The organism is Spirulina sp. CS-785/01 (genome assembly GCF_028330525.1).
In the GTDB taxonomy this organism is placed as follows: domain Bacteria; phylum Cyanobacteriota; class Cyanobacteriia; order Cyanobacteriales; family Spirulinaceae; genus JAQMSD01.
Map to the genome: position 1 here is coordinate 18,864 of NZ_JAQMSD010000101.1, position 21,393 is coordinate 40,256.

The 21,393-nt window shown below is 45.7% G+C and carries 18 protein-coding genes, 1 tRNA gene and 1 pseudogene; 9 read left to right on the plus strand and 11 right to left on the minus strand.

Going from position 1 to position 21,393, the window contains the following annotated elements; genetic code table 11:
* The 3 genes from PN462_RS05805 to PN462_RS05815 all read right to left on the minus strand — a co-directional run bounded on the left by PN462_RS05805 (position 1) and on the right by PN462_RS05815 (position 2,109).
* Positions 1–1,038 carry an NADP(H)-dependent aldo-keto reductase gene (locus tag PN462_RS05805; protein ID WP_272127072.1) on the minus strand — a complete coding sequence of 346 codons (1,038 nt, stop codon included), beginning with the start codon at positions 1,036–1,038 and terminating at the stop codon, positions 1–3.
* Positions 1,039–1,060: 22 nt separating this feature from the next.
* The gene (gatC, locus tag PN462_RS05810; protein WP_272127073.1) at positions 1,061–1,348 is read right to left on the minus strand and encodes an Asp-tRNA(Asn)/Glu-tRNA(Gln) amidotransferase subunit GatC; all 288 of its coding nucleotides are present in this window, start codon (positions 1,346–1,348) and stop codon (positions 1,061–1,063) included.
* A 239-nt stretch (positions 1,349–1,587) separates the two neighbouring features.
* Entirely contained in the window at positions 1,588–2,109 is a 522-nt protein-coding gene (locus tag PN462_RS05815) for a photosystem I assembly protein Ycf3 (protein ID WP_272127074.1), read from the minus strand.
* A gap of 253 nt (positions 2,110–2,362) precedes the next feature.
* Here PN462_RS05815 and PN462_RS05820 point away from each other — a divergent pair, with 253 nt between their 5' ends.
* From PN462_RS05820 to PN462_RS05850, 7 genes are all read left to right on the plus strand, one after another.
* Positions 2,363–4,837, plus strand: a complete 2,475-nt coding sequence (locus PN462_RS05820; RefSeq protein ID WP_272127075.1) for a HAMP domain-containing sensor histidine kinase — start codon at positions 2,363–2,365, stop codon at positions 4,835–4,837.
* A 17-nt stretch (positions 4,838–4,854) separates the two neighbouring features.
* Positions 4,855–6,216 carry a hybrid sensor histidine kinase/response regulator gene (locus PN462_RS05825; RefSeq protein ID WP_272127076.1) on the plus strand — a complete coding sequence of 454 codons (1,362 nt, stop codon included), beginning with the start codon at positions 4,855–4,857 and terminating at the stop codon, positions 6,214–6,216.
* Complete coding sequence (locus PN462_RS05830) at positions 6,209–6,610, plus strand: response regulator (RefSeq protein WP_272127077.1); 402 nt, start codon at positions 6,209–6,211, stop codon at positions 6,608–6,610. Before PN462_RS05825 ends, PN462_RS05830 begins: the two co-directional genes overlap by 8 nt.
* A gap of 430 nt (positions 6,611–7,040) precedes the next feature.
* Positions 7,041–9,653, plus strand: coding sequence for a PEP/pyruvate-binding domain-containing protein (locus PN462_RS05835; protein WP_272127078.1), 2,613 nt, complete (start codon positions 7,041–7,043; stop codon positions 9,651–9,653).
* A gap of 80 nt (positions 9,654–9,733) precedes the next feature.
* Positions 9,734–10,960, plus strand: coding sequence for a sensor histidine kinase (locus tag PN462_RS05840; RefSeq protein ID WP_272127079.1), 1,227 nt, complete (start codon positions 9,734–9,736; stop codon positions 10,958–10,960).
* A 118-nt stretch (positions 10,961–11,078) separates the two neighbouring features.
* Positions 11,079–11,729, plus strand: a complete 651-nt coding sequence (locus PN462_RS05845) for a response regulator (RefSeq protein ID WP_272127080.1) — start codon at positions 11,079–11,081, stop codon at positions 11,727–11,729.
* Between the two features lie 32 nt (positions 11,730–11,761).
* Positions 11,762–12,535, plus strand: coding sequence for a peroxiredoxin-like family protein (locus PN462_RS05850; protein ID WP_272127081.1), 774 nt, complete (start codon positions 11,762–11,764; stop codon positions 12,533–12,535).
* Positions 12,536–12,772: 237 nt separating this feature from the next.
* Here PN462_RS05850 and PN462_RS05855 read toward each other — a convergent pair whose 3' ends face one another.
* From PN462_RS05855 to remA, 6 genes are all read right to left on the minus strand, one after another.
* On the minus strand, positions 12,773–14,359 hold the full coding sequence (locus tag PN462_RS05855; RefSeq protein ID WP_272127082.1) for a SpoIID/LytB domain-containing protein: 1,587 nt from the start codon (positions 14,357–14,359) through the stop codon (positions 12,773–12,775).
* Positions 14,360–14,444: 85 nt separating this feature from the next.
* On the minus strand, positions 14,445–14,936 hold the full coding sequence (locus PN462_RS05860) for an ATP-binding protein (RefSeq protein ID WP_272127083.1): 492 nt from the start codon (positions 14,934–14,936) through the stop codon (positions 14,445–14,447).
* A complete protein-coding gene (locus tag PN462_RS05865; RefSeq protein ID WP_272127084.1) occupies positions 14,923–15,918 on the minus strand; it encodes a sugar transferase in 996 nt (331 codons plus the stop codon). Before PN462_RS05865 ends, PN462_RS05860 begins: the two co-directional genes overlap by 14 nt.
* A gap of 290 nt (positions 15,919–16,208) precedes the next feature.
* Positions 16,209–16,859 (minus strand): DUF3318 domain-containing protein, encoded by a 651-nt coding sequence (locus PN462_RS05870; RefSeq protein ID WP_272127085.1) that lies wholly within the window; start codon positions 16,857–16,859, stop codon positions 16,209–16,211.
* 140 nt (positions 16,860–16,999) lie between these two features.
* Entirely contained in the window at positions 17,000–17,605 is a 606-nt protein-coding gene (gmk, locus tag PN462_RS05875; protein ID WP_272127086.1) for a guanylate kinase, read from the minus strand.
* Positions 17,606–17,852: 247 nt separating this feature from the next.
* Complete coding sequence (remA, locus tag PN462_RS05880; protein WP_272127088.1) at positions 17,853–18,122, minus strand: extracellular matrix/biofilm regulator RemA; 270 nt, start codon at positions 18,120–18,122, stop codon at positions 17,853–17,855.
* A 155-nt stretch (positions 18,123–18,277) separates the two neighbouring features.
* Here remA and PN462_RS05885 point away from each other — a divergent pair, with 155 nt between their 5' ends.
* Complete coding sequence (locus PN462_RS05885) at positions 18,278–20,017, plus strand: Rqc2 family fibronectin-binding protein (protein WP_272127089.1); 1,740 nt, start codon at positions 18,278–18,280, stop codon at positions 20,015–20,017.
* A gap of 328 nt (positions 20,018–20,345) precedes the next feature.
* Positions 20,346–20,418, plus strand: a tRNA-Phe gene (locus tag PN462_RS05890).
* Positions 20,419–20,495: 77 nt separating this feature from the next.
* Here the strand turns inward: PN462_RS05890 and PN462_RS05895 are convergent.
* Both PN462_RS05895 and PN462_RS05900 read right to left on the minus strand, forming a co-directional pair.
* Positions 20,496–20,761, minus strand: a pseudogene (locus PN462_RS05895) (PepSY domain-containing protein).
* Between the two features lies 1 nt (position 20,762).
* Complete coding sequence (locus PN462_RS05900) at positions 20,763–21,185, minus strand: hypothetical protein (RefSeq protein WP_272127093.1); 423 nt, start codon at positions 21,183–21,185, stop codon at positions 20,763–20,765.
* Positions 21,186–21,393 lie beyond the last annotated feature (208 nt).

Consider the following 21,393-nt stretch of genomic DNA (forward strand, 5'->3'; position numbering starts at 1 on the left):
CTAAGGAGTAGGATTCGGATAACGGGCGTGAACCGCGTCAATTTCCTGTAAGATCTCAGGAGACAGGGTAATCTCGGTACTCCTCAAATTTTCCTTGAGTTGTTCCATCGTCGTAGCCCCAATGATGGTACTATCCACAAACCAACGCGATCGCACAAACGCCAACGCTAACTGAGCCGGAGTGATATTATACTTTTGAGCAATCTGCACATAACGTTCTATCGCCTCCCGTTGGTTCGGTTTATTGTACCGTTGGCCAAACCCTTCAAATAACGCCACACGGGAATTTTCCGGAATAGAATGTAGATATTTCCCCGTCAAAAAGCCAAAAGCCAAGGGACTATAGGGCAATAATCCCACCTTATGCCGATAACTGGCCTCCGCCAAATCAATCTCAAAGATCCGATTCACTAAACTATAGGCATTCTGAATAGACACCACCTTGGGTAAATTTAATTGATCTGCCCAATGACAAAACTCGCAAACTCCCCAAGAAGTCTCATTACTCAGCCCTAAATAGCGAATTTTCCCCGCTTTCACTAAGTCCCCGAACACTTCTAACTGTTCCGCGATAGGGATGGTTTCTCGTTCATTTTTGGGGTCGTAGGGCGGTTGCCCAAAGAGGGGAACATAACGGTCGGGCCAGTGAATCTGGTATAAATCCACATAATCGGTTTTCAGACGCTGGAGACTATCATCAATGGCCTGTTCAATATTTCGACGGTCAAGACGGTTATTAGCCCCCCGTATCCACGACATTCGAGAAGTCGGCCCGGCCACTTTTGTGGCAATAATCAACTTATCTCGTTGCTGGTTGACTAACCATTCCCCAATATAGGCTTCGGTTTTCCCTTGAGTTTCCGCCTTACCGGGGACGGGGTACATTTCCGCCGTGTCAATGAAATTCACCCCTTGGGAGGTGGCATAGTCTAATTGTTCTTTGGCCTCCTCTAGGGTGTTTTGTTGGCCGAAGGTCATGGTCCCCAAGCAAATTTCGGAGACTTGTAGGTTACTATCACCCAGTTGGTTATATTTCATGTTTCTCCGATCTAACTACATCTTAATCGTTTAAAATCTGCGGAACACGGAAGAAGTCGTCTTCTTGGGCGGGGGCTTCTTTCAGGAGTTCATCATGGGAAACGGTGGGTTGCAGTTGGTCAGGACGGGCAACATTGCTTAATTCAATGGCGCGAGTGGTGGGGGGGACGTTTTCGGTGTCCAATTCACTCAATTGCTCGAAATATTCTAAAATGCTGCTCAATTGTTTTGTAAAGGCCGCTTCTTCATCGGCGGTGAGGTCTAAGCGGGCGAGATGGGCGACTTTGTGGACTTGTTCGCGGTCAATCATTTCAGTAATCAGTAATCAGTAATCAGTAATCAGCATCCGAAGGCAGGAGGCAGAGGGCAGAGGGCAGATGTTGGAGAAAGGGTAAAGTTAACCTAAAAAGAAAGTCAGAAACTCATCACAGTAAGGCTTTTAGCCAACTTTCAGCGTTTTTTAGTTTCACCGAGAGTAATCAGTAATCAGCGTTTGCAGTTGATAGCGTCTGAAGGTAGAAGAGAAAGAACAAAGAACAAAGAACCAAATTAAAAGAATACATCTAATTCAGAGCGTCCGGTGGTTTTGAGCCAGTTTTGGGCTTCGATGTAGTTGTTGGGGGCGATGCGGATGGCTTGTTTCCAGTATTCGGCGGCTTTGTCAAAGAGGGCTTCGGCTTCGTCACTGTCACCGACTTCTTTGGCTTTTTCCCCTTGATAATGATAGATGACGGCGACGTTATTTAAGGCTTGGGGCATTTTGGGGTTGAGATCCAGGGCTTCTTGGTAACGGGAGATGGCTTTGTTGTGTTCCCCATTACTGGCGTAGATTAGCCCCATGTTATACAAGATATAACTGCGATCGTTGGCATCTTCTTCAAGTTTTAAGGCTTCTTCGTAGTTTTCGAGGGCTTCTGCATATTCTCCCTCTGACTGCGCCGACATTCCATCCCGATAGTAGGCGAAGGCTTCTTTGGAGGCTTTATTGGTGGGCAGCATTTTGAGGATAATGTCTGCCATGACGGTGAAACTTTTATCAATAAAGTTATCGTTTTTCTGGGTTCTGGGCATCGGTTCTTATATGGGGTATCTTTTTGATTCCCCATTCTAGCTTACTGGGGGTGGGGGAGGGTCAGACAAGCGATAGATTTGCCCCTTTCTCGTTCGTAGTAAGCTCTTTAGGGCTTTAAGAAGGGCTAAAGCCCTTACGGGTGGATTCTGAACTTCTACGGAATTTCTCGATTTTCGCTACAGTCGTATGTGACGGATTCAGGTGTTAAACGGTGCATCCTTATAGATTCTCACGTTCAGGTCATCTTGTAGTATGAGTTCTTCGTCTCCATTTGCGTTTTCTCGTTTCCAGTTATCCCCCCAAGGATGGCTGGGTTTAGTTAGCCTCATTTTACTGGGTTATGCTGGCAATTATTGGCATTTTCCCCTATTTTTTGGGGTTGATCTGCTATTCGGCAGTATTGCGGTTTGGTTAATTATTTGGTTCTATGGGGTGACATGGGGCGCGATCGCAACCGTAATTATCAGTTTACAAACTCTCTCCCTCTGGGGACATCCCTACGCCTTCATTAGTTTTATCGCAGAAGCCCTCATCACAGGCTGGTTATGGAAGAAAACCCAGCGCAGTCTCCTCGTTCTCGATGGCCTATACTGGCTGATCATCGGAATGCCCTTAGCGTGGCTATTTTATCGCCAAGTCATGCAGCTTCCGGTTAATTCTGCCCTACTCATTCTCTTTAAACAACCCATTAACGGCTTACTCAACGTTCTCATTGCCGTTCTCTTACTCACCTATCTGCCGGAATTGTATCAGCGATTGACCGGACGTTCCCTGAAAACCCGCTTTTCTCTCCAACAAATTATTCTCCATCTCTTTGTCGCCTTCGTTTTCTTTCCCCTATTATTTGTCATGACCTGGGATAGTCGTTATGCCTTTGACCGTCTCAATGCGAAGGCCAACGCCATTTTTACCGCCAATACCCAAGGCATTGCAGCGTTAATGGCAGAATGGTACACCACTCGACAAGACAGCCTCCAATTAACCTCCCCTAGGGATAATACGCCCTACTTTACCGACATTGAAAGCGTGGCCCGTCTCAACCAGGCTTGTTCCACTCTCCCCGACACAGAAACCCCCCAACTGCGTATCCCCCTCGATACCTCTCCCTCTGCTTGTCTCGTGGCCCAAGTGACCCCAAACAGCTTACAACAGCATTTACAACAGGGAAACAACGTAGAGGGCCTACAAATTATCCTACAGAATAACCAAGGGAAACCTCTGGCCAGTAACATCCCATCCCAACAGTTAATTGATGTTCAGTCTGGGGAAATTCAAACATTACCCCAGCAAGAGAATATTCAACTCTGGCAACCGAGTGGCAATTTACCCACCATGGCCCGTTGGACTCAATCTTATTATGTCCAAGACCAAAATATCTCAGGAACACCTTGGCAACTCTCTGCTTTTCTTCCTGCCCAACCCTATATTTTCACCCTACAAGGTCGCTACTTAGTTAATCTTGCCCTCATGTTGGGCATCTCGCTGTTCGCTTTGTTACTGTCTGGGACAATTAGTCGCCGTTTAATCGGGCCTTTGACCCGTCTTGCCCAGCTTACCACGAATTTACCAGACCGTTTGGGTGAGGATGACGTGAAGATTACCTTCTCCCCTAGTTCTGCCCAAGAAATTAACACCCTAACCGACAACTTTCAACTCATGGCCGAACAATTGTCTGATCAATTCCAACAACTGCAAAACGCCAACACAACTCTCGCTACCCAAAAACAAGACTTACAAGAAGCCCTCAATAACTTAAAAATGGCGCAACAGGAATTAGTCCACGCTGAAAAAATGGCGGCCTTGGGACAATTAGTGGCTGGAGTTGCCCACGAAATTAATACACCATTAGGGGCAATACGCGCCTCGGTGGAACATATTTCTGAATTTCTTAATTATCACTTTTTGCAACTTCCTACCTTTTTACAAGGACTCTCCCCAGAACAGCAACAACAATTTTGGCATCTAATCCAACAAACTTATCAAGAGAAACCACAGCTAACCAGTAAAGAAAAGCGCAAAATTCGCCGTAAGCTAACCAAGGAACTCGAAGCAGAAAACTTAGATAATGCGGATAGTATTGCGGATACTTTAGTGGATATTGGTTTATACGAAAATCTCGACTCTCTCCTCCCTTTACTCAATAGCAGTCATCAAGAAAAACTGCTCAATCAAGTCTATGAGTTTTCCAGTTTACAACGGAGTACCCAAACCATTCTCACGGCCACAGAACGGGCAGCGAAAGTGGTTTTTGCCCTGCGCACTTATGCTCGACAAGACCATTCTGGGGAAAAAGTCAAAGCCAATATTTTAGAAGGCATTGAGACGATTTTAACTCTCTATCATAACATCTTAAAACGGGGGGTTACGGTGCAAAAGCAATATGATGAATTACCCGAAATTTGGTGTTATCCTGATGAATTAAATCAAGTTTGGACAAACTTAATTTACAACGCACTGCAAGCAATGGATAATCAAGGGACATTAACCCTTACGGCCACCCAAGATAACGACACTGTTACGGTTACTATTACCGATACGGGAAAAGGAATTCCTCCCGAAATTCAAGAAAAAATCTTTGACCCCTTCTTTACGACAAAACCCACTGGGGAAGGAAGTGGGTTAGGATTGGATATTGTCAAAAAAATTATTACGAAACATGAGGGGGAAATCACTGTACATTCTATTCCTGGTGAAACGACTTTTCAGATTAGTTTACCGATTCACTGATCATGAGGTATTAATGTATGTCTAAACCTGTTATTCTTTGCGTAGATGATGAAGCTACAATTTTAGAAAGTCTCAAGATTCAGTTTAAAAAACACTTGGGTCAAGATTACTTAATTGAAACCGTTGATAATGGCCCTGAAGCGATTGAGGTATGTGAAGAATTACAAGAAGATCATGAAGAATTGCCTTTGGTCATTTGTGACTACTATTTAGAGGGAATGCAGGGGGATGAAATTCTGGCAGAAATTCATCAACGGTTTCCCAAAACTCTGAAAATTATGTTAACTGGGAAAGCAAATTTAGAAATTGTTGAAAGTGCCATTAAAAAAGTGAGACTCTATCGCTATATTTCTAAACCTTGGGAAACCCAAGATTTGCTTTTAACAATTCAAGAAGCATTAAATAGCTATTGGCAAGATCGACAATTGGAAATGAAAACCGAGAAACTCGTGACTATGAATCAGGAGTTAGAGGAGTTGAGTACAAAGCAAGCAGAATTAATTGAAGATTTACAAGAAAAAGAAAGAAAATTAATTCAAACTCAATTACAACTTATTCAAACTGAAAAAATGTCTAGTTTAGGGTATTTAATTTCTGGAATTGCCCATGAAATTAATAATCCAGTGAATTTTATTTTGGGTAATATTCAGCATACCCGCGACTATATACAAGATTTAGTCAAGTTAGGAAAAATTTGTGAATCTCACCAGTCTAAACTTCCGTCAGAAGTTGAATATTTTTTAGCAGAAATTGATTTTGATTTTATTGTAAAAGATTCTTCTAAGATTCTCGAATCTATGGAAGTCGGAGCAAGCAGAATTAATGATATTGTTTTATCTTTAAATAATTTTTCTCGGTTAGATCAATCGGATTTAAAATTAGTGGATGTTCATGAAGGAATTGAGAGTACCTTAAACATTATTCAGAAGCAACTAAAAGGTAAGAGTTATAATATTGAAATTATTAAACAATATGGAAATCTTCCCCAAATTGAATGTTATCCTCGTCAACTCAACCAAGTGTTTATGAATATACTTCGTAATAGCATAGATGCGCTCAAATGTCAAAAAAATAATGAGCCGAGAATTACAATTAAAACTGAGATTATCCCCCAAGAAGCATCGCCAAATCCTGATATTTTAATTAAAATTTGTGATAATGGGATGGGAATGGATGAAGAAACCCAAAAACATATTTTTGATCCCTTTTTTACGACGAAACCTGTGGGGAAAGGGACGGGGTTAGGGTTGTCTATTAGTCATCAAATTATTGTCAAACAACATGGGGGTCAAATCTGCTGTAATTCTGTTCCCCAGGAAGGGACAGAGTTTATAATAAAAATTCCTAGTTGCTTATCTCAAGGAGGTTGTCATGGGTAAACCTGTTATTTTGTGTGTGGATGATGAATCGGTGGTTTTGGATAGTTTGAAGATTCAACTTAAAAAAGCGTTTCAGGATGAGTATTTTTATGAGACGACGGAAAGTGCAGATGAAGCGTTAGAAATTATTGAGGAATATGAGGAGGAAGAGACTGAGTTAATTGTGATTGTATCAGATTGGTTAATGCCGGGAATCAAGGGGGATGAGTTTTTAATTCAAGTGCATCAAAAGTTTCCCCATGTGGTGAAGATTTTATTGACGGGACAAGCGAATGAGGATGCGATAGAACGGGCAAAAACGGAGGCGAAGTTGCATCGTTATATCCCTAAACCTTGGAATGCTGAGGAGTTGGTGGAGTCGATTAAGTCAGGACTTAAAACAATTGATAATTGATAATGGCTAATGGATAATTAGCTATGGGTCGGGTTGTTTTTTGTTGGTTATTTGTTGTTGGTTGTTTGTGGGTTGCGGCATACGCCTGGGGTTGACATTCAAGGCTAATAGCTGAAACCTGTTAAAAAGGGGTTGGGAGATTTATGATCAGGCATACGCCTGGGGTTGACATTCAAGGCTAATAGCTGAAACCTGTTAAAAAGGGGTTGGGAGATTTATGATAGAATTTTCAACTTAGCTGTTATGCTGTTATCCTGTTGGGGGTTAAAGATGCTCGTTTAGGGCGTACTACGAACCGATAATAATAAATGCTTCATTAATCAATCCATTATAAGCAAACTAATGGTGCGTTACACTTCGTTAACGCACCCTACGAGTTATCCATTATCCGTTATCCATTACCCAATACTTTCTCCCTTGAACTGTGATCATGCAACATATCGCCTACTTCCGAGATACGCCGAACCCTGATAAAATGGGAGAGATAGGAAGTGCGATCGCGCGACTCCATCAAGCCAATTTTCTCACTCCCCCAGGGTTTATCCTCACCCCCACTGCATTTAAAGCGAGTCTCACCCAACAGCAACTAGACCGCTTTGAACGACTCTGGCGAGCCGAGAATATAGATATTGAGGAAGTCCAAGGAATATTAGCCTCTGTTACTCCCAGTGAAACCATCCAACTGCAAATTTTACAGGTCTTAGCCGACTTATTCCCCTACGGAGGACTATTCACCGTTCGTCCGGCCCCTATTTTCTCTGAAACGGAAGCACAGTCGCCGCATTTAGACACCTTTTTCGCAGTTCCCCCGGAAGACTTAGAAGCTAAAATAACCGCAGTATGGCGATCGCTATACAGTCCCCAAGTGTTACGCTTTCGTCAACAGTATCGCAACTATCCCCTCCCCCACCCTCCGGCCATCGTTATCCAACAAATGCTAAACCCCTCCGTCTCCGGGATGGCCTACGGGGCCGACCTAGGGACAGGCCGCCGCAATATCTTCATTATTACTGCCGTCTATGGCTTAGGCAAGGCCGAAGTCGGCAACTCGGACGCAGATAGTTATTATTTGCACCATAGCGGTAAAATGTTGCAACGGCATCTCGCCTATAAACGCAGTGTTTACCGCGTCCCCCCCCAACAAAAAGCCGGAATTCAAGTCCAACCCGTCCCCCCAGAGGTTGCGGCCAAAGCTGCTTTAGACGACACGCAAATTACGACCCTAGCGAGTTTAATTAAACGAGTGGGGCAAACCCTAGCCAGTCCCCAAGAAATCCACTGGGCTATCCATAATAACCAAGTTTACATCCTCCAAGCCCAACCCATCAGCAACCAGTCCCCCCCTCCTCAACACACCGGGAGGGAAACCCTGTGGGATAATCGCTATTTTGCCCCCCATTACCCCCAACAAACCACCCCTCTCACTGTCTCCTCTCTCCGTCGCAGTTATCCGCAGATGGTACAATCCCTTAATCAAAAACTGGGTCTTTCTCTCCCCCCCAGTAAACCCTATAAACTCATGGGCTTTCTCAACGGGAAACTGTACCACAACCTCAGCGAAATTTACGCCAGCTTACAACAAAATCCGGTCTTTCTCCGTCATCGTTCATGGTTGCAACCTGTGATTTTTGGCGAAGACTTCCCCCCTCCTGACCTGTCCCTTCCCGCCAGTAAACGCCATTTTACTATTCCTTTACTGTTAACGGAATTCCTTCTCCGTCTCCTCTGGCAAGGGTTCAAGTTGCCTGGCCAGATCAAATCGTTCCACAAAACCCTCAAAACGATTAATCCCGCAGACTATCCTAGCCTGTCCTTGGGGGATTTGAGCGATCGCTATCGAGAGATTGAGGCTAAACTCGCCCAGTATAGCCCATTAGCCCCCCTGAATACCCTCCTCGCATCCCTAGGCTATCACACCCTCAAAGTCCTCTGTCAGCGTTGGTGTGAGGACAGCGAAGGAACACTCCCTCCCCTCCTCCTCAGTCACACCTCCCCCCGACTCTCCCTCCTCACCCAACTCCGCCAATTTGCCGCCCAACTGGCCCGTTATGAGGCCGTGGTCGAAAGTTGCCGTCAAGACCCCTTAGAGACGATTCTAGAGCAAATTGCGGAACATCCTGACCTGCAATCCACCTATGACAAATTTCTCCAGCAGTGGGGGAATTTAGGGGTTTTTCCTCTCCCCCTGGAAACTCCATCCTTGCAAGATGATCCCCTTCCCCTCTTGCGTTGGGTGGCCCATTGGACCCAAGTCCCCTCTCCTCCTCCTCCTGACCCCCAAAACCTCGACCTTTTACCCGTCCGTCGTTCCCTCCGGGCCAAACCCTTGCGTCGTTGGGTGTTACATCGGGTGGTGGGATGGACCCAGAAGCGATCGCGCGATCGCGTCACCCTCTACCATGCCCAAACTCGCATCAGTCGCAAACTCCGTCAACTCTTTCTCGAATTCGGTCAACGCTTCTTTGTCCTAGACCAACTCAAAACCCCCGAAGACATCTTTTACTTAGAAATCGAGGAAATTCTTCACCAAATCGAAGGGACGGCCACCTGTCAGGATAGTAAAAGTTTAGTCTCCTTACGCAAAAACGAACACCTCAGCGAGACCCCACACGAAACCTCAAGATCAGGCCATCGTCTCCTCACTCATCTCCTCCCCTCCCGTCCCACCCCTTTTGAGTTTACCCCAGACCTCCCCACCACCGACATCCGCCAAGGTATTACCTGTGCAGCAGGACGAGTCCGATCTGCGGTACGCTATATGGCGAACCCTCATCCCTTCCCAGAGACTCCCACCCACAAACCCATCCTCGTCACCCCCCATCCCCACCCCAGTTGGGTGATGTATTTCCCCCTCATGGGAGGATTATTAATAGAACAAGGTGATCCCCTTTGTCTATTAGCCATTTTTGCCCGTTCCTATGGCCTCCCCATGGTGACTTCTTTAACAGGTTTAAAACAATGGTTACAAGATGGAGATTGGATAGAATTAGACGGGAATACAGGGAGAGTGTCCCGGTTCACCCATAATTTAGGGGATGGGTAATGGGTAATTGGTCATGGGTGATGGGTTATGGGTGATAAATAGGTAATAATCAGAGAGAAAAACCCAAAACAAATAACGCAATGAATTACCTTCGTTTTTCATCTCATCCTCTCAAATTCTTACTGTATCTAGAGTGGAGTTTACTCGGTCTTATTGCCATTGCAGAAACTCTGCGCTTTTACTGGTTTCATCTTCCCCGTTTCCCTTTGGCTAAATTTCCCTATCTGAGTTTAGGATGTTTAATTCTTTTTGGGGTTATGGGACTGCTATTACCCCAAAAGAGAATCACCGAAAAAATTGCCTATACTGCCCTAGAATTTTTCCTCGTTTTTATGCTAACAGGAACAGGTTTTGTTCGTCTAGCTGCCTTATTATACATTGTCATTGTTATTCGCAACTGTTTTATTTTTCAAGGTCACGCGAAAACCACCATCACAGGATTAGCTTATTTAGCATTTCTGACCACTCAAGTTCAGCGAATTCAATATAGACCATTGCGACCAATGCCACCAAGAGGTAATGTTTTAGACATAGAAAGATTATTAATTTTAACCCTAATTTCTGCACTCTTACTAGGCTTAGTTTTGGTGGGATTACAATTATTAGTAACTGCTATTTTAGCCGAACGAAAAAGTCGAGAGAAGTTAATGATCGCTCACCAAAAATTACGTCAATATGCCCTAAAAATTGAAGATATCGCCACCCTACAAGAACGCAACCGCATTGCGAGAGAAATTCACGATTCCCTCGGTCATTCACTCACCGCTTTCAACCTCCATTTAGAGGCAGCATTAAGGTTACTAGAAACTAATCCCCAAGAAGCCCATAAATTACTCCAAGACGCTAAAGAATTAGCCGGAAAATCTCTCCAAGATGTGCGTCATTCGGTATCAGCATTAAAGTCTGATCCCCTAGAAAAGAAAACTTTAGAGGAGGCTATTTTTAGTTTAATTGATAACTTCCAACGCTCCACAAATATTGTCCCCCAACAAACCCTTCAAATTACCACTTCTCTCCCACAACCTGTCAAAACTTCGGCCTATCGAATTATTCAAGAATCATTGACAAATATCTGTAAATATGCTAGAGCTACTGAGGTTAAAATTACAGTAATAACTAACCCAGATTTACAGGTTATTATTGAAGATAATGGTCAAGGGTTTAACCCCAACCAAAATACAACGGGGTTTGGGTTACAAGGAATGCGAGAAAGAGTCCACGCATTAGGGGGATATTTTACAATAGAAACTGCTCCCCAACACGGGTGTAAAGTGATTGCTGTTTTTCAATTAGCAATTAATAATTAGCAATTAATAATTAGCAATTAACAATTAAATGCACTGGGTTGGAGAATTAAGGCTAATAGCTTAAAATCGTTCAACCAATAACCAATAAATAACCAATAACCAATAACCAATAAAAACAATGATCAAACTTCTCTTAGCAGACGATCAAGATATTGTGAGACGGGGGTTGAAAGCGTTACTGAAGACCGAATCATCCTTTAATATTGTGGGAGAAGCAGAGAATGGAGAAACTGCGATCGCGCAAATCCCCCTACTGCATCCCGATGTTATTCTAATGGATATTCGGATGCCTATTATGGACGGAGTAGCCGCCACTGAGATCATTTCCCAACAATACCCCACCATCAAAGTCCTCGTCTTAACCACCTTTGACGATGATGAGTACGTCACCCAAGCCATACAAAATGGTGCAGTCGGGTATTTACTCAAGGATACCCCACCCGATGACCTCATCGCCGCCATTCAAGCCGTATCTAAAGGATACACCCAACTCGCTCCTGGAATAGCCCGTAAATTAATGCAAACTTCGGTGGCCACAAAACCCACCCCTCCCCCCGGATGGGAAACCTTAACCCGTCGAGAACAAGAAATCCTTGCACTGATAGCGAAAGGAGCAAATAATAAAGAAATTGCACAAACCCTGTATATCGCGGAAAAAACCGTCAAAAACCACGTTACCAATATTTTAACCCGCTTGAATGTGCGCGATCGCACCCAAGCCGCCATTTTAGCCCATTCCTTCCTCGGCCATGAAACCGATACCCCATAACGACTGACGACAACTGATTACTGCATACTGCCATGAATCCTTACTCTATCTTGTATCACACCGAACTCCCACGAGTGAGCAAAAACGGAAACTATCAACCCCTTTTCCAAGATATTCCCCCCACTGCTCAAAAATTAGTCGTGATGTTAACCCAACTAGGGGACTTTGATAGTTTAGAATATGCCTGGTGGATTCAACGGGAACGAAATCGCCCAGAATTCCAGAATATCGCCATTCGTGCCGTCGGAATCGGCCATTTAGCCTCCGGCCAGAAATTTTGCGACTATACCGGGTTTCCCCCAGAGGAATTATTCGTCACCCCCAATGGAGAATTACACCAAAAATTAGGACTATATTCCGGGTTATCTATGCAACTCCCCGGCTTATCCTCTGGACAACAGGCTTGGGTTAATTTAATGTTAATGTGTGCTGGAATGGGCAGTCCAGGAACATTAGGAGAAGTCTTACGGGGGTATTCCGGCGATCGCACAGCCCCCCAATTGATCGATAATGAAGAAGTCATCAAAGGGACACCCCTCCCCCAGTTTAAAGGATCATTCTTCAAATTCGCCGGAGGAGAAGGCTTTCAGCGACCCTTTGAACTGGCCACCCTCCGACTCCGCAACATGACAGAAGTTCTCAGCAACTGGAAAACCTACGTCCCCAATGCGGCCTATTTAACCCAACGGGGAGGAACATTTTGGTTTGATAAACACGGAGAACTCATCTATGAACACCGAGATCAAGGGGTTTTAGGGTTTGCAGAAAATATGAATGATCCGTTGTCTTTTATTAAAGAAAGTTGATTGTGTTAAGCTGTTGTGCATTTAAATTGGTATGTGATAGTAGAGAACAGGGAACAGGGAACTCCGGAACAGGGAACAAGAAATTAGAGTATTTTTGGCTCACTTGAAGAAACCCAGTTTAAAAATGTTTTAGCTTATTTGTTCTTTGTTGTTGGTAGATTACCAGAAACCGGGTTTCTTTATATGTGTTACCTCAAACACCAAACAATTAAAATAGAAACCCGGTTTCTCCCCTTATCAATTATCCTCTGAATAATAAATCGTCTCCTCCGTAAGCGGTTCAACCGTTGCACCAGGATAATAAAACTCTAAAATGCGATCATACCGCCATCCCTGCTTCGCCAGGGTATAAGAACTATACTGACTCAACCCAACCCCATGGCCAAACCCTCCCCCAACAAAACGATAGGCCGTAACCTCCCCCGCACTATCCAAAACAGGATCAATATAAAACAGCGTACTCCGAGGCGGCCCAAACGCACTGCGAGCTTCCGTTTTTTCTAACTCAATAATCCCCTTATCCGTTTCCACCGTAAACCAACGAATACGCCCCGAAGAAGACCGTTCTGTAACCGCTAAATTAACAAGCTCTCCCACCGGATGTAACGGGTGCTGAATGCGGTCTAAATAGCGGTTTAAATCCTCCGTTAACTCGCTGACACTACTTTGCCTATCCCAACGAAACACCACGCTATCAGACCCATTAAACCCCTCCTGTAACTCGATAAAACGGCGGAAATTGGCCTCATCATCCAACGGGTTCTCCTCAATATCCCACTTCGGGTTAATACCATCCACTTTAGCCTGTAAATAAGGCCGCGGTTCTCCATTCCAGATATCCTCAAAAAAGGCCGTCACTCCCCCATTATGGGCAGAATACAGCGCATCAACCAACTCATTCTCATAGGTCAACACTAACCCCGATGTGGCCTCAATAGCACGGTCTGCATTCTCCACCGTCCCCGTTAACCCTTTATACACCTGACAATGAACCGTTGCACAGAGTTGATATTCATCGGCCTCAAACCGTCTCACATTGCGTAACGCATAGGTGCGAGCAATAATCGTTTGCGCTTCTACAGAATTATAAGGCGCGTTGGGGCCAATTTCGTGCGGCACAACCCCCCGTAAATAGGTCTCTAACGACACATCATTCACTAGGGTATAATTCCCATAGGCGTTGGGTTGAATGCGTAAACTCCCCCCAAATAATAAGCGATCTTCCCCGTCTGTCACATAGATGCGGTCATTAGGACTGGTGATTTCCAGTTCGGTGCGATTATAGCGATAATTGCCAATTACAAAAGAAACAATGGGACTGGACTCTAATACCTCACTTTGGAGATAAACCCCGGTTTCTCCCTCGCTTTCTAAGGTTTCGACCAATTTTCGTCTCAAGGTAGGGGTGGCATAAACATCCCGTTTGGCCCACACTTGCCAACGGCCCGGTTGGGTGACTTCGGTTTCGATCCCTCGTTCTTCCCAGCGTTTCGCGCTATCTTCTGCCGTTTCAAAGGTAGCATGATCACTGAGAACCACCCATTCTTGGAGGAGGGGTTCATTGTGGGGTTTTTGGTTAATTTCTAAGGTGAGACTGGAGGTGGTGAGGGTTTCGGGTTCACCATCCCCCCCGGTAAATGTCACGGTTAGACGTTGGCCGGAGGGGGGAGTCAGGGTAAGGGTGTCGCTGGTTTCATCCCCGAAACGCTGGACAACCCCCACATCTAATTCAACCTCTGCTTGGGCTGGAGGCGCGAATAAGAGGGAACAGGAGAGATTAAGGGAGGTGGGGAGGAGAAGACAGAGAAGGGCTTTTTTGAGCATAATTCAAGGGACTGGAGAAATAATAAGGGTTGGGTGAGGGTTAATCTTAGCGTTTTCTAAGAGGTGGGGTGACTTTCCCCACAGTTTACGGGGAGTTGGAGAGGAAATGCTTACGCAAAAAAAGACAATTTCGATCTTGAGTGTCTCGGGTGTAGGTGAAGTCATCCATCAGGGCATGAATCCAGCGTAACCCACGCCCCCCCACTTGTAGGGGATTTTCTGGAGTTTGGAGGACTTCTGCGAGTTTGGCATCGAGATCGAAAAATTGCCCACGGTCCCAGATGCGAATTTCTAGGGTAGTGGGAAACAGTTTCATTTCTAACTCGATAGGGGTTTGGGGGGGTAAGTCGGCATGGGCATGACGGACGGCGTTGGTGAAGGCTTCGGCCAAGGCCATTTGGCATTCCCAGTAAATTTTCGTGGGTAGGGTGGAAGCGGCCAGTTTTTCAAATTGCTGTAAAACTTCCGCCAAGGCTTCTAAGTCCGTCGTGAGGCGGAGGTGAATTTGTTGGATTGGGGATTCATGTTTTTTCACCCGACTACTCGATGGATAATTGTCTAAACTAATATGCACCACTGTTTTTTTGAAATAAAATCCAAACGGTTTTAGCTATTAATTTTAGGTCATACATCAAACTCCAGTTACGTTGATAGCGTAAATCTAAGCGAATGACATCTTCAAAATTGCGAACTTGCGATCGCCCACTGACTTGCCATTCTCCCGTCATCCCCGGTTTCACGTCCAAACGCTGCCATTCCGGGATTTGATAGGTGGCCACTTCATCAGGAGTAGGGGGACGAGTCCCCACTAAGCTCATCTCTCCTTTTAAGACGTTCCAAAACTGGGGAAGTTCATCTAAACTGGTTCGGCGGAGAAATTTGCCCACACGAGTCACCCGGAAGTCATTGGTATTTTTAAAAAATGACCCAGAGGCTTGGTTTTGCACCTGATGTTTCAGTCTTTCAGCATCGGGCCGCATTGACCGGAATTTCCACATTTTAAAATGGCGGCCCAACCACCCACACCGGGTTTGGCCAAAGAAAATGGGCCCCGGACTATCTCGTTTAATGGCAATGGCCACAGGAATCAAAATTATCCCGGTAATGGCCAACCCCACTAAACTCCCCACAATATCAATCAACCGTTTAATGGGAGACCGCACCGAGGGATGAGTTTCAGGGGGACGTTGGGGGGGTTGTGGTTGGTTAGAATTTTCGGGAAGGGAGGCCGGGGTAATGTTTAACACTTTGTCGAGAGAGGTCATGGATAACACCGCCATCACGGGGGGTGAAACTTGGTGTAAGATTAATGTCCCTCCCTGACTGACCACCGCTTTATGGGTACTCACTAAAGCCCCTACGCCACTACTATCCATGAACATGGTGCCACTAAAGTCTAAAATCATCTCTTGGATCGGTTCATGATCCTCTAACAGAGATTGACAAGTGGTTTTAAAATCCACAGCTTCAATGACACTCAAGCGAGGAGGAATACGGATCACCGGAGTCCCTTCGGTGAAGACAATCGGAAATCTTTCATCTGGCGTTTGACTGGTCATTGCTCCCCACGATGTCAGGTGTGCCGTTTGTTTGGGTGATGGAGTGACTGGATTTTAACTCCATTATTGTTGTCTTGATTAAATCATGCAAAACGATAGGCTGTTTTGCCACTGCCATTGACAATACCCCTGCTTGACTTTTGCCTAGTCCATCAGAGACAGTAAATGCACACTATCTGATCCTACTCTGATACCCTATTTTGGGTTTTCTGTCATTGGCCGCTTCCACTGGGAGAGGAAAAGATAAACAGACAAGAGGTGGACTCCCCTTGTCTGAGGAGTGGCTTCCTTTAAATTACGGGTCGATTTTCCTGTTGATTTTCCATTTTTGCTTTCGCTTTGGAGGCACTCCGACGGAGGGCCTGGAGACGAGTTTCGTAAAATCGCCGTTTTTTGCGGTTGGGGGTTTGTTCAATGAGGGTTTTTAAGCCACTCCCTAAACTTTTATAAGCGTTGGGGAGGGTATAACCGAAGCGGGTGGCCAAGGCAATGGCTTTTTCGTCTGCTTCGAGACTTTCCGCTAGGCGTTTATCCCCATTATTTTTCTGCCAGAGTCGAAACCCGGAGACTCCGCAGAGGGCTAAGGCTAAGAGTAATAGTAGGCCATCTTGGACCCACAGTTCTCCCACTGCTCCCCCTAAACCAATGGCCAAGGCGGCCATTTCCCACCCTTCACGGGGGATGGTGTCGTTTTGGATGCGTCCGACTTCATGCCAAAAGAGGAGGTTGCGTTGGTCGATGGCCAAGTTATCCCATTTGGCGAGGTCAATTTGAATTTCCACTTCATCTCGTCCGAGTTCTTCACATCGGATCAGAGGGGGGTTAACATCGGTGGCGGATTCCACCATCACCCAGCTTTGCAGTTCTGGGGGAAGGAGGCTTTTTAACCGCCTAAGTTCGCTCATTTCTGCACGCGCAGAAGCGGCTGCATAAGAGGTCATAAATATGTTTTCCCTTCTACTTTTAAGTTACTTTTATCTTAGATCGGTTCTTAGGGGTTTGTCTTGTTTTGGGTCGTTGGGGAGTTGGGAGTTGGGAGTCGGGGAAGATGGGGGAGAACCAAGAACCAATTAATTATCCATTATCCAAAAATCTCTTGTTCTAATTGAGCTAAGGCTTGTTCTAAGTCGTCATTTACTACTTGTGCATCAAATTCTTCGGTGGCGGAGAGTTCGGTTTTAGCCCGGTGCAGTCGTTTTTCGATGACTTCGTTGCTGTCGGTGCCGCGATCGCGCAATCGCCGTTCTAATTCATCCACCGAAGGCGGTAAAATGAAGATGGAATAGGCTTCCGGAAAGGTTTTTTTCACGAGCCTTGCCCCGACTAATTCTATTTCGAGGAGGACGGTTTTCCCGTCGGCAATTTGCTCGTTTACGCCGTGGCGAGGTGTGCCATAATAATTTCCGGCATATTCAGCCCATTCTAATAACTCGCCCTCTTGAATCATGGCTTGAAATTGACCTCGACTTACGAAATAATAATCTCGGCCTTGTTTTTCTCCCTCACGGGGGGGCCTTGTGGTGGCAGATACGGATAGGTAAAGGTCGGGATGGCGGTGTAAAAGGGCTTTGACTAATGTTCCTTTTCCCACTCCACTCGGACCGGTTAACACCACTAATTTACCTGTGGTTCGGAGGGTGTGGGGACTAAGAGAAGGGGTTGGTTCAAGTTGCTGAGTCAAGGTCATTAAAGAATTCATCCGACTGCTTCTATTGGCTCAAAGAAACGGGTCATAAGAATATCTATTGTAGCCTTTCAAGGGTAAGATTTCTATGAAGTTGGGGGATCGGCAATGGGGTTTTAGTGTTTTTTCTGCCGATCAGGTTGCTCTATCCCCTAGGGAGATAGGGTTGAGCCAAAAAGGGTTGAGCCAAAAAGGGTTGAGCCAAAAAGGGTTGAGCCAAAAAGACTAATAGGATGATGAAGACCCGAAATTAGGACTCTGCTTTGAGACTCCCATCTTTGTTGATCACAAAGCGATGGGCAACGGTTTCAGGTTGAATGGCTGAGAGGATGACATGACTGGAATCTGTGATAATAACAGCACGAGTGCGACGGCCATAGGTGGCATCCACGAGTTGCCCGCGATCGCGGGCTTCGGTAATAATACGTTTTATAGGAGCAGATTCGGGACTGACAATGGCAACAATGCGATTCGCGGAAACAATATTGCCGAATCCGATGTTAAGCAACTGGATATCCATGAGGAAGGAACGGCTCTACCGTTTGAGAGGAGGTCAATAGGCTTCAGTTTTAATGTTAGCTAGAAAAATTTGGCTTTACAATCTTATACGCTACAAATTTCTTGATTTTCCTAGATTTTTCCGGACTCTATTATTGTTGACGGAGAGGATATCCTATGCAGTCGGTTGATTTGACAACGTTGGTGGCAGTGGCCCAAGATTTAAGGTCGCGCTGGATTCCAGCCCGGACTGAGCAGATTTTTCAGCGCGATCGCTATACCCTTGCGATCGCCCTACGCACACTCCAAGGCCGCGACTGGTTGACCATTTCGTGGCATCCCCAAGCCGCGAGACTTTGCATGGCTGATCCCCCCCCCAAAGTTCCCGACACCTTTACCTTTAGTGACCAACTCCGACACCAGTTAAATGGACTGGCCCTAATTGCCATTGCGCAACAAGACCCCTGGGAACGGGTCTTAGATTTACAATTTGCCCAACGACCTGGAGAAGACCCCCTCTGGCATCTCTATGTAGAAATTATGGGCAAATATAGCAATGTCATCCTCACCGATGCCCAAAACCAAATTATCACCCCAGCCTATCAAGTGGGGAGCAAACAATCTTCAGTCCGGACCGTCCAAACCGGACAACCCTACGAACCCCCACCCCCCTTAATGGGCAAAATTCCCACCCGCGAAGAAACCTACTCCGACTGGCAAGAACGAGTCAGCCTAGTTCCGGGCCAACTGCAACGCCAACTCTGTAAAATCTATCGAGGGGTGAGTCCGGCGGTGGTGCAATCCCTCGCTAAAGGGGCAAATCTCGACCCTAAACAGAATACAGAAACATTAAGCGAGGCCGACTGGCGCAACGTATTTGCAGGTTGGCAAAAATGGCTGGAAATTCTACAAACTGGGGACTTTACCCCTGGATGGACAGAGAAAGGTTACACAGTGTTACCCTGGGACTGTGTACAGCCTGTAGAGGACGTGCAAGACTTATTACGGGATTACTACCAACAACAGTTAAATCAACAGGCATTTCAGCAATTACGCCATCAATTAACCCAGAAAGTGAGTAATCTGTTAGGGAAGGCCAGACAAAAAGCCCAGACTTTCCGCGATCGCCTCCAACAGTCCGGAGAGGCCGAAGACTACCGCAGCAAAGCCGACCTCCTCATGGCCTACCTACACCAATGGCAACCCGGAATGGCAGAAATTACCCTCAACGACTTTGAAACCGGAAACCCCATCAAAATCCCCCTCAACCCCGAAAAAAACGCCGTTCAGAATGCCCAAGCCTTATACAAGCAACATCAAAAGCTAAAACGCGCCAAAAGTGCCGTTCAACCCCTCCTAGAGGACGTTCAACGAGAAATAGACTATCTGGAACAAGTCGAAGCCAGTCTCCATCAAATCGAAGACTATCAAAACCCCGACGACTTACAAACCCTCAGCGAAATTCGAGAGGAGTTAATTCAACAGGGATATTTAGAAGCCCACCGAGACAGCGATAAAAATAATCCAGAATCTCAGCCTTATCGCTATCCCACCCCCTCCGGGTTTGAGGTGTGGATTGGCCGAAACAACCGTCAAAACGACGAACTCACCTTTCGGATGGCCAACGAGTACGATCTCTGGTTTCACACCCAAGAAATTCCCGGTAGTCATGTGTTATTACGCCTAGAACCCGGTGCAGTGGCGGATGACGCTGATCTTCAATATGCAGCAGATTTAGCCGCCTATTTTAGCCGAGGCCGACAAAGTGACCAAGTTCCGGTAGTCTATACAAAGCCCAAATTTGTCTATAAACCCAAGGGCGCGAAACCCGGTATTGCCATTTACAAACGAGAACAGGTATTGTGGGGACGATCCTCTCAGGCCAAGCAACATTTACAGAAAAATTCGGAAAAATAAGCAAATTTTTTTAAAAAAGTCCGTATTTGCTGTTACAATACTCAATTGTGAAGAAATATTACGAGCAACACCCCCGGAGAGGGTATGGCTTCGATTTCCTCATTGACTTAAACGACAGAGACTTAAACGACAGAGACTTAAACGACAGAGACTTAAACGACAGAGACTTAAACGACAGACTACGAACTTGAGTCAAGAACCAGCAAAATGATGCTGGTTTTTTTGTTGGGAGCATCCTCAATATCTCCTCACCATGAACAAATTTAGAAAATTTTGTTTGCAAAATTGATTTAGGTTTGCTATATTAAATAATTGTCAGTCAAAACAAGCCGGGATAGCTCAGTCGGTAGAGCAGAGGACTGAAAATCCTCGTGTCGGCGGTTCAATTCCGCCTCCTGGCATTTTTTTTATTATATTTTCTAGGTTAGCGAGTTGGCTTGAGGGCTAGTCTCTAGTCCCAGTTTACCGGAATCTGGAGTTAACGAGGCCGACGTTGCCACCACATCATGATACCTGTAGATGCGATCGCCAGTAACCCAAACGCATTAAGAAACGGGTACACCATCTCCAGATTAATCCAACCAAACTTCCCTCGGTGCAACTCCAGCAACCACACAAACTCATTAGCATTCCCCGTTATCACTGCCACCTGAAACAAAGACCCCGTAATTAAGGTTAACAAAATCGGCGCGATCATAATCGGGACTAAAAAAAGTGGAGACGACGCAGACGCAATTTATTCATGTCATGTCTGATAATACTGCTGTTTCAGGAAATGGAGAGCAAAAGGAGTCCCCAACAGGATAACGAAAAAGGCCACCCCGATAATATCAGGAGTTAGAGAAGAATCCGACGTTGACGCACTCGTTTGAGTCGTTTCTATGGATGTTTTAGGAGTCGCAGGTATTTTATCCGTTGCAGGAGGTTGAGGAGAAGGTTGAGTCACATTCTCAGTAGAATTTTCAGTAGAAGTGGGTGTCTTCTGTGGTGTCTCCTCCGTTGCTTCTACGGGTGAAGATGGGGTCGTTGCCTCAGAGGAGTCAGCAGAAGAAGACGACGTGCTACGATTGTGGGAATGCCCCGTATGAGCCAACAAGGAAGTCGCAAACGTTAAAAACGTGAGTGTCGTCACGACAGTGAGAAAGAGAGAGGAAGTGCGCCAATTCATACACTTAACATCTAGATATTCCTACAATAGGCATAATAGCAATCATCTAGTGCCATTCATCCTTCGATTTCAACAAAAGAGCCGCGGGACTCCCCCACCTCGGAACAGGTGGGGGAGGAAAGCGGGTGAGTCGATACCGCTTCTCCTGCGGAGACGCTGCGCGAACGATGCGGCTGAGACTCACAACCTCTTAGGCTACGCATAGACC

What these genes read in the sequence shown, in the direction of transcription:
- PN462_RS05820 (WP_272127075.1), top strand. Translation starts at nt 2,363, where the DNA reads ATGAGTTCTTCGTCTCCATTTGCGTTTTCTCGTTTCCAGTTATCCCCC.
- PN462_RS05900 (WP_272127093.1), bottom strand. Translation starts at nt 21,185, where the DNA reads ATGAATTGGCGCACTTCCTCTCTCTTTCTCACTGTCGTGACGACACTC.
- PN462_RS05840 (WP_272127079.1), top strand. Translation starts at nt 9,734, where the DNA reads ATGAATTACCTTCGTTTTTCATCTCATCCTCTCAAATTCTTACTGTAT.
- gmk (WP_272127086.1), bottom strand. Translation starts at nt 17,605, where the DNA reads ATGACCTTGACTCAGCAACTTGAACCAACCCCTTCTCTTAGTCCCCAC.
- PN462_RS05870 (WP_272127085.1), bottom strand. Translation starts at nt 16,859, where the DNA reads ATGACCTCTTATGCAGCCGCTTCTGCGCGTGCAGAAATGAGCGAACTT.
- PN462_RS05885 (WP_272127089.1), top strand. Translation starts at nt 18,278, where the DNA reads ATGCAGTCGGTTGATTTGACAACGTTGGTGGCAGTGGCCCAAGATTTA.
- PN462_RS05825 (WP_272127076.1), top strand. Translation starts at nt 4,855, where the DNA reads ATGTCTAAACCTGTTATTCTTTGCGTAGATGATGAAGCTACAATTTTA.
- PN462_RS05815 (WP_272127074.1), bottom strand. Translation starts at nt 2,109, where the DNA reads ATGCCCAGAACCCAGAAAAACGATAACTTTATTGATAAAAGTTTCACC.
- PN462_RS05850 (WP_272127081.1), top strand. Translation starts at nt 11,762, where the DNA reads ATGAATCCTTACTCTATCTTGTATCACACCGAACTCCCACGAGTGAGC.
- PN462_RS05805 (WP_272127072.1), bottom strand. Translation starts at nt 1,038, where the DNA reads ATGAAATATAACCAACTGGGTGATAGTAACCTACAAGTCTCCGAAATT.
- remA (WP_272127088.1), bottom strand. Translation starts at nt 18,122, where the DNA reads ATGGATATCCAGTTGCTTAACATCGGATTCGGCAATATTGTTTCCGCG.
- PN462_RS05835 (WP_272127078.1), top strand. Translation starts at nt 7,041, where the DNA reads ATGCAACATATCGCCTACTTCCGAGATACGCCGAACCCTGATAAAATG.
- PN462_RS05855 (WP_272127082.1), bottom strand. Translation starts at nt 14,359, where the DNA reads ATGCTCAAAAAAGCCCTTCTCTGTCTTCTCCTCCCCACCTCCCTTAAT.
- PN462_RS05830 (WP_272127077.1), top strand. Translation starts at nt 6,209, where the DNA reads ATGGGTAAACCTGTTATTTTGTGTGTGGATGATGAATCGGTGGTTTTG.
- PN462_RS05845 (WP_272127080.1), top strand. Translation starts at nt 11,079, where the DNA reads ATGATCAAACTTCTCTTAGCAGACGATCAAGATATTGTGAGACGGGGG.
- PN462_RS05865 (WP_272127084.1), bottom strand. Translation starts at nt 15,918, where the DNA reads ATGACCAGTCAAACGCCAGATGAAAGATTTCCGATTGTCTTCACCGAA.
- gatC (WP_272127073.1), bottom strand. Translation starts at nt 1,348, where the DNA reads ATGATTGACCGCGAACAAGTCCACAAAGTCGCCCATCTCGCCCGCTTA.